Annotated in this window: 11 protein-coding genes; 5 read left to right on the plus strand and 6 right to left on the minus strand. The window is 36.4% G+C overall.

What is annotated here, in order from left to right:
• The first annotated feature begins 180 nt into the window (after positions 1–180).
• From ACFIMX_RS03455 to ACFIMX_RS03465, 3 genes are all read left to right on the plus strand, one after another.
• A complete protein-coding gene (locus tag ACFIMX_RS03455) occupies positions 181–390 on the plus strand; it encodes a hypothetical protein (protein ID WP_375640300.1) in 210 nt (69 codons plus the stop codon).
• A 124-nt stretch (positions 391–514) separates the two neighbouring features.
• Complete coding sequence (locus ACFIMX_RS03460; RefSeq protein WP_004861501.1) at positions 515–778, plus strand: type II toxin-antitoxin system RelB/DinJ family antitoxin; 264 nt, start codon at positions 515–517, stop codon at positions 776–778.
• Complete coding sequence (locus ACFIMX_RS03465) at positions 765–1,046, plus strand: type II toxin-antitoxin system YafQ family toxin (RefSeq protein WP_375694037.1); 282 nt, start codon at positions 765–767, stop codon at positions 1,044–1,046. The genes ACFIMX_RS03460 and ACFIMX_RS03465 overlap by 14 nt, the downstream gene beginning before the upstream one ends.
• A 44-nt stretch (positions 1,047–1,090) precedes the next feature.
• On the opposite strand, the gene ACFIMX_RS03470 is transcribed toward ACFIMX_RS03465, so the two are convergent.
• The 4 genes from ACFIMX_RS03470 to ACFIMX_RS03485 form a co-directional block, all read right to left on the minus strand.
• Positions 1,091–1,369, minus strand: a complete 279-nt coding sequence (locus ACFIMX_RS03470; RefSeq protein ID WP_375694038.1) for a hypothetical protein — start codon at positions 1,367–1,369, stop codon at positions 1,091–1,093.
• The gene (locus ACFIMX_RS03475) at positions 1,366–2,100 is read right to left on the minus strand and encodes an antA/AntB antirepressor family protein (protein WP_375680650.1); all 735 of its coding nucleotides are present in this window, start codon (positions 2,098–2,100) and stop codon (positions 1,366–1,368) included. The genes ACFIMX_RS03470 and ACFIMX_RS03475 overlap by 4 nt, the downstream gene beginning before the upstream one ends.
• A gap of 589 nt (positions 2,101–2,689) precedes the next feature.
• A complete protein-coding gene (locus ACFIMX_RS03480) occupies positions 2,690–3,268 on the minus strand; it encodes a hypothetical protein (RefSeq protein ID WP_375694039.1) in 579 nt (192 codons plus the stop codon).
• A 3-nt stretch (positions 3,269–3,271) separates the two neighbouring features.
• Positions 3,272–3,580, minus strand: a complete 309-nt coding sequence (locus ACFIMX_RS03485) for a hypothetical protein (protein WP_375686505.1) — start codon at positions 3,578–3,580, stop codon at positions 3,272–3,274.
• A gap of 350 nt (positions 3,581–3,930) precedes the next feature.
• Between ACFIMX_RS03485 and ACFIMX_RS03490 the strand changes: the two genes are divergently transcribed.
• Both ACFIMX_RS03490 and ACFIMX_RS03495 read left to right on the plus strand, forming a co-directional pair.
• Entirely contained in the window at positions 3,931–4,113 is a 183-nt protein-coding gene (locus tag ACFIMX_RS03490; RefSeq protein WP_038473253.1) for a type II toxin-antitoxin system HicA family toxin, read from the plus strand.
• A 20-nt stretch (positions 4,114–4,133) separates the two neighbouring features.
• Complete coding sequence (locus tag ACFIMX_RS03495; RefSeq protein WP_375618941.1) at positions 4,134–4,556, plus strand: type II toxin-antitoxin system HicB family antitoxin; 423 nt, start codon at positions 4,134–4,136, stop codon at positions 4,554–4,556.
• A gap of 2 nt (positions 4,557–4,558) precedes the next feature.
• On the opposite strand, the gene ACFIMX_RS03500 is transcribed toward ACFIMX_RS03495, so the two are convergent.
• Positions 4,559–5,101, minus strand: a complete 543-nt coding sequence (locus ACFIMX_RS03500; RefSeq protein ID WP_375694040.1) for a hypothetical protein — start codon at positions 5,099–5,101, stop codon at positions 4,559–4,561.
• Between the two features lie 11 nt (positions 5,102–5,112).
• Complete coding sequence (gene ssb, locus ACFIMX_RS03505; RefSeq protein WP_375694041.1) at positions 5,113–5,559, minus strand: single-stranded DNA-binding protein; 447 nt, start codon at positions 5,557–5,559, stop codon at positions 5,113–5,115.
• Between the last annotated feature and the right edge of the window lie 196 nt (positions 5,560–5,755).

Raw genomic sequence — 5,755 nt, forward strand, 5'->3', positions numbered from 1 at the left:
AAACGAGAAGCCACCGCATTAGGAGAAACACCCATCTTTTTGGCAAACGCACGAAGCGATATTCCCTTACGCGTTTTCTTAGTCATAGTGGCTCCATGCCTTTTTTTCTGCCATAAGAAGTAAGAGTTTACGGTGTTACGAATGATTGACAATCGGGTATAATCGGGTATATATTCCGGTATGAAAACAAATACACTTCAAATTACACAAGAATTGTTGGCTCTCACAAAAAACTTTGACATAAGATGCAGTTACACGAAAGAAGATTTGGAAGCCGTAGATTCTCCACCATTGACAGATGAAGAACTTGCACGCTTAAAGCCAGCTAAAGACGTTTTACCAGCCTCCTTTTTTAAGTATGTAACAGAAGAGCGCCGTAAACGTGGGTGAAGTTTTAAAAAAGCAAGTGGTTGTTAAGCAAAACGATCTCGCTACTCTAAAAAATGCGCTTTATAGTTGAAATTAAACTTCAATTGTATTACATTGAAATACAGTTACAAGAGGAGAGCTCATCATGGCTGCTAGTCGTATGGTTCAGGCGCGTGTACCAGAAGAAATTCAAAATATCGCTAATCAAGTTATTCAAGCCTCTGGTTTATCAGTAAGTGATGTCGTGAGAGTGTTGATGACACGTATTGCGCAAGATAAAGCTATTCCGTCCTTCTTGTTTCAACCTAATGCGGAAACTATAGCGGCTTTTGCAGAACTAGAGGAAGGTAACTTAAAAAAGTTTCATTCCGTAGACGAATTATTTGATGATCTCTATGCGGACGATTGAACGTACCACTATCTTCAAACGTGATTTCAAGCGTGAAATGAAAGGACGGTATCGGCATCTTTTAGATACTGATTTGCACCAAATCATTGCAGCATTAGCAAATGATCAACCTTTAGAACCTCGATATCATGATCATGCATTGACTGGGGATTGGAGCAATTATCGAGATTGCCATATTCGACCTGACTTAGTGTTGATTTATCGCTTGATTGGTCAAGACCGATTGATTTTAGTGCGTCTAGGCTCTCATTCACAACTTGATCTTTAGATCACCTCCCCATTTTAAGAACGGGGAGAGGAGATGTGTTTTACTTAAGCAACCTTTTTAATGGGGCTCTCGAAATTTGGTTCATAAGCGCGTAACAAAGAATCCATGCTATGCGGCAGTTCTGAATCGCCAAAATCTGTTAGAACTGTTAAGATTTTAAACATACTTGGCATCTCATCTTGAAGTTTTAAAATCAAAACCTTTTCTATTGCATTCATAGTTTGAACCAGAGCACTACAATCTTTGTCGCTCACATTTTCATCATTAGAAAATTGGGATAATGCTATCCATAAATCGCATAAGAAGTTGGTATCTATCTTCATTGTACACCCCCATGGATTTGTTCTCTTAAACATGCCAATCCTCTGGATGTGATTTTTGTTGAAGGGAGTACTTTCTCTGTACCATCCGGTCTTTGAATTGTAATAGCGGGACAATCCATGAATCCTTTCTTGATTTTGTCCTGATAAGGTAACAGAGGCGCTCCTGGAGCACGTCGATAGACCCAATCATGTTTACGCAAGTAATCGGTTAAATCTTTTGGTCGCACTTCAAGCATCTTCGCTGCTTCGATAAGACCAAACAAACCATCAGAGCGTTTTAAGCCTTCTAAAGCCTTTGCTTTTGGAGTTAGTTCTGCAATCACATGATCTTTCTGTTTGATTTGGCTTTGTAAGTGATTCAAGACACCCAGTAAGGCTTGGGGAGTTGAGTAATCGATTTGTGGTGTTGCTACTTTTTTCAAAAGCTGTTCACATTTGATAAAGTATTGACGTGCTTCATGCCCTTTATCATTACGCTCTATCATGGAAAGGTGTTTAGCCATGTCTAACGTAATGTGGTATTCTATGCTTGGGCGCCCACCTTTTTCTAAATTTTTAGAAAAACCTATAAAGTCTATATTTTCTCGAAAATTACATTCTTTAATGCGATTTTTAATCCAGTCTGCAAACTTTGATGTAATCTCCAAAAATGCGTGCAAATCACGAGCGTTTACCGTTTGAACAGTTTCCTGATCAATGGTTTGTTCCGATATCGGAATAAGAGTGTTCATGAGAACTCCTTGCTATTTAGACGTTTTTCATTGACACTTTAATTAGAAAGCGCCGGGTGCTGAAAAACACGGTAGCAAGTCCGTCGTTACGCTTTTCCCAAAAGGGTATTGTATAGCGTAACTACACCCGACAAAGTCATTATATGCGTGTAACATACAATGAGTCAAAGCTTTTAATGTGCGGAAAACTGATTATTTCGACAATCAATCCGCTTGCTATCAAGGTGTTTTTCAGGCACCTGATTCGATTATTCATATTGTCGCCACATTGTCAAGTGGCAAAAATTACTTCTTGCTAAGAAAACGTTTCACATACTGTACAGTGTACACATTAAATTTGTTATTTATCAATGTGTTAAGTGTACAATGTACAGTCGATTTGAAAATTCTGTCGCTAGCGATAGTTCGCGCTAGCCTGCCCCGCAACGAAGCCAACCCGCTGGGAAGTACCTTTTTCATTGATTTTATTGATTTTTTTATGGAAAAAACAAAACATAAGTGATAATCTGTTTTTAAAATTGCAATAAGAATATGTAATGCCTAAACTCATAAGGATATGTAAGACATAGATAAAGCGTGAGAACATGATCTAGCCTTTTTTATTAGCGGCGTATTCTTGACGTTTAAGTTGTCTCTGTATGTTTTTGATTAGTCTTTCATTGGCTTCTTTTACAATAGCACTTGCAATCTCTGGCTTGGACATCACTTTAGCAATTGAAGGTCCTTCTTGTTTTGCAATGGGGAATTGATCTCCGTCATCTCTTTGAAACACATTCCCTCCCATTTTCAAATCAACACGCTTTGGAAAACTGCCTCCCTTGATAAAACCATGGGGTAAGATTTCTTTCTTTCCAAATAGTGTGTAAGCCACGCCGTGTTTTGTTTCGTTTACTTTAAAAAATTTAAGAGGTATTGGTGTTCCAGAACCAATGATATCTGTCTCAAGAAACCTTGCTGTCGCCTTTTCTTTAATATAAACGCCTCTTCTTATACGCTTTATTTGGGCTGATGAGATGTCAGCAACTTGCTTTTCAGTAAAGCGTTCAACTTGTTTTGCTGCGGTGTTTAGAGCATTACGCAGAGCCCAATTAAGGCGAGGGGCTTGAAGGCTTGTGAAGGTATCTTTTGCCTGTTGAAGATACCATTTTTGGTGGATGATTAATTTCAACTTCTAAGCCTTTTTTGGGGTAGGTGTTGATAGCTTGGAAGCTTTAGATACTTTTGGTTTTTCGAGAGAGGTTTCTTCAGTTGATGTTTGGTTTGGTTCTTGTTCTATTTGCTTAATTTGTTCAACTCCCTTGTCAGGCTTTATTTTTGTTTTGATCTCAACAAAAGGTTTAGCAGCATTGGCGCGCTTGAGACGGGCATAGACTTGATTGGAGATCTCTACAAATGGATTATTGGGAGTTGAAGTTTCAAAACGAACAGTGCTTTTGTTATCGCCAACAACACACATTGGCTTGGTGATAATTACTTTCATCTTCGCTCCTTTTGAGGCAATGAATTAATGACATCATTAGTCACTTAATGACTTTTGATATGTGCAAAATAGATTAGCCTATTTTATCAATAAAAACAGCGCGTTAAGCCATCTTAAAAGCTTAATATTTTACCAAATTTTAGGGGATATTTTTGAATTTTAGACACAATACGACTAGTGCAGTAACGTCATTAAATAAAATTTTTTACACATTGTCAAGAGAAAAAATCTATATTTTGTATTTTTTTATTTTTTTATCTAAACTTGGTATTTTAAAAGCCGCTTTTTAATTTTCTATAAATAACAACATATTTGTTTCATTTAAACATTTTAGATGTTATACTATATTTATGAATAGCCAAGAATTAAAAAGATATCTTACAAAGCATGGTTGCAGTTTTACTTCGGGGAAAGGCGGTCATTTAATTGTAAGACTTGGTTCTAAAAAAACGGTTTTGCCAATGCATGGTGCGCGAAAAGAATTAGGAACGGGATTAGTTAATAAAATTCTCAAAGATCTTGATCTAAAGTAAGTCTGAATATGGAGATGTAAATGAAATATGCACTTAAATTTATCAAAGATGACAATGATACTCTTCTTGTCGTTTGCAAAGACTTTCAAGAATTTATTACCTATGGTAACGATGAAAAAGAAGCTTTAGAAAATGCTAAAAACGCACTTTTAACAGTTATTATGGGGCGTTTCCAAGATCGTGAATTTGTTCCGTGTGGTATTTATGATGTTACCTATCCTTTTGTTGAAGTCTCTTCATTGGTCACTTTAAAAATTGCAATACATAACGCTATGATTGAAAAAGACTTACGCAAAGCTGATCTTGTGCGTCTTTTAAAACTTCACCCAATACAAATTGACCGATTGTTGGATTTAAACCATGCAACAAAATTAGATGCCTTAGAATTCACTCTCATTGCTCTTGGAAAAGAGATCTCTATTAATATTCAAAATGCTGCTTGAATTTAGCGGTTTTGTATAAAATGTTTATGAAGCGCATTAAGAGCAATGCGCAATGAAAGCACAAGGCGTGGTAGTGATTGATCTTCTATGACAAGATATTGTAATGCGGCATGAAGGTTATATTGACGGTGTAAACATTGAGCTTCTTGAACAACATCTTTTACAGCTAAAAGATGGTCTGTTGCCTTCTGTACCCATTTCTCTCTTGCTCCGTTATCAGAAGTTGTAGGCATTTCATCATAAATTGCATTTGGTAAGGCTTTTGCACATAGGTAATTGTTTTTCACTTCAAGATATTTTTGTGCAGCATCATACTGATCTTGATTAATCACACCTTGCAGATAAAGCCGTCCGATATAAGTAGCGGAAAGCGGATTTTTAGCATCTTCTATGGTCAAACCAAATCGCTTGGCACGCATTTCAATTGCCAATTTATCAATCGGTTCACGCGGTATTTTTGCTCGCGAGATACGACCATTTGGTTCTCTGATACATCCTTTAATCCGAGGACGACCACGTTTTGCACGTTTTTTTCTTTTTGTCATATTTTTTTCAATCAGAATGGTATGCTATCATTATTAATGAGTGCACTATGATCAGCAGCCCCTGAAGCGATAGCATAATTTTGAGAAGTAACGGATGAAGGGGAAGATTGCTCTTTCTTTGCATCAAGCAAATACAACTCGCCTTTGAATTGTGGTAAAACAATCTCTGTTGTGTAACGGTCATGCCCATTTTTATCTTGCCATTTGCGTGTTTGTAATTTGCCTTCTACGTAAACCTTTGAACCTTTGTTTAGATATTGAAGTGCAATTTTTGCCAAATGTGGATTAAAAACCACAATGGAGTGCCATTCCGTTTTATCTACTTTCTGATTGGTCTTTTTATCAGTATAGCTTTCAGAAGTTGCTATACGAAAATTGACTACTTCTGTTCCAGAATTCATTGTTTTGCTTTCGGGATCATTCCCTAAATAGCCAATTAACATCACTTTATTTAGCATGTTTGTCATTACCTTAAATTTGTATTTAAATATGTGAGAAATCTTAGCATAGTTTTATTATTTTTTCTATTATTTCAAAAGGATATTATTGATTATTAACATATAACATTATGTTTTAAAGCGCTCTTTGATAAATAATCAATTGACATAAATGCATGGTGTATAGTACCAAGTATCAAGAGGGTATATATGGCAA

Origin of the sequence: Bartonella sp. AD24XZML (assembly GCF_042196485.1) — a bacterium.
Taxonomy (GTDB): domain Bacteria; phylum Pseudomonadota; class Alphaproteobacteria; order Rhizobiales; family Rhizobiaceae; genus Bartonella.

Excerpts from the sequence above, each read along its gene's own strand:
- ACFIMX_RS03490 (WP_038473253.1), top strand. The coding sequence starts at position 3,931 with ATGAATAGCCAAGAATTAAAAAGATATCTTACAAAGCATGGTTGCAGT.
- ACFIMX_RS03495 (WP_375618941.1), top strand. The coding sequence starts at position 4,134 with ATGAAATATGCACTTAAATTTATCAAAGATGACAATGATACTCTTCTT.
- ACFIMX_RS03460 (WP_004861501.1), top strand. The coding sequence starts at position 515 with ATGGCTGCTAGTCGTATGGTTCAGGCGCGTGTACCAGAAGAAATTCAA.
- ACFIMX_RS03500 (WP_375694040.1), bottom strand. The coding sequence starts at position 5,101 with ATGACAAAAAGAAAAAAACGTGCAAAACGTGGTCGTCCTCGGATTAAA.
- ACFIMX_RS03485 (WP_375686505.1), bottom strand. The coding sequence starts at position 3,580 with ATGAAAGTAATTATCACCAAGCCAATGTGTGTTGTTGGCGATAACAAA.
- ACFIMX_RS03455 (WP_375640300.1), top strand. The coding sequence starts at position 181 with ATGAAAACAAATACACTTCAAATTACACAAGAATTGTTGGCTCTCACA.
- ACFIMX_RS03465 (WP_375694037.1), top strand. The coding sequence starts at position 765 with ATGCGGACGATTGAACGTACCACTATCTTCAAACGTGATTTCAAGCGT.
- ACFIMX_RS03470 (WP_375694038.1), bottom strand. The coding sequence starts at position 1,369 with ATGAAGATAGATACCAACTTCTTATGCGATTTATGGATAGCATTATCC.
- ssb (WP_375694041.1), bottom strand. The coding sequence starts at position 5,559 with ATGCTAAATAAAGTGATGTTAATTGGCTATTTAGGGAATGATCCCGAA.
- ACFIMX_RS03475 (WP_375680650.1), bottom strand. The coding sequence starts at position 2,100 with ATGAACACTCTTATTCCGATATCGGAACAAACCATTGATCAGGAAACT.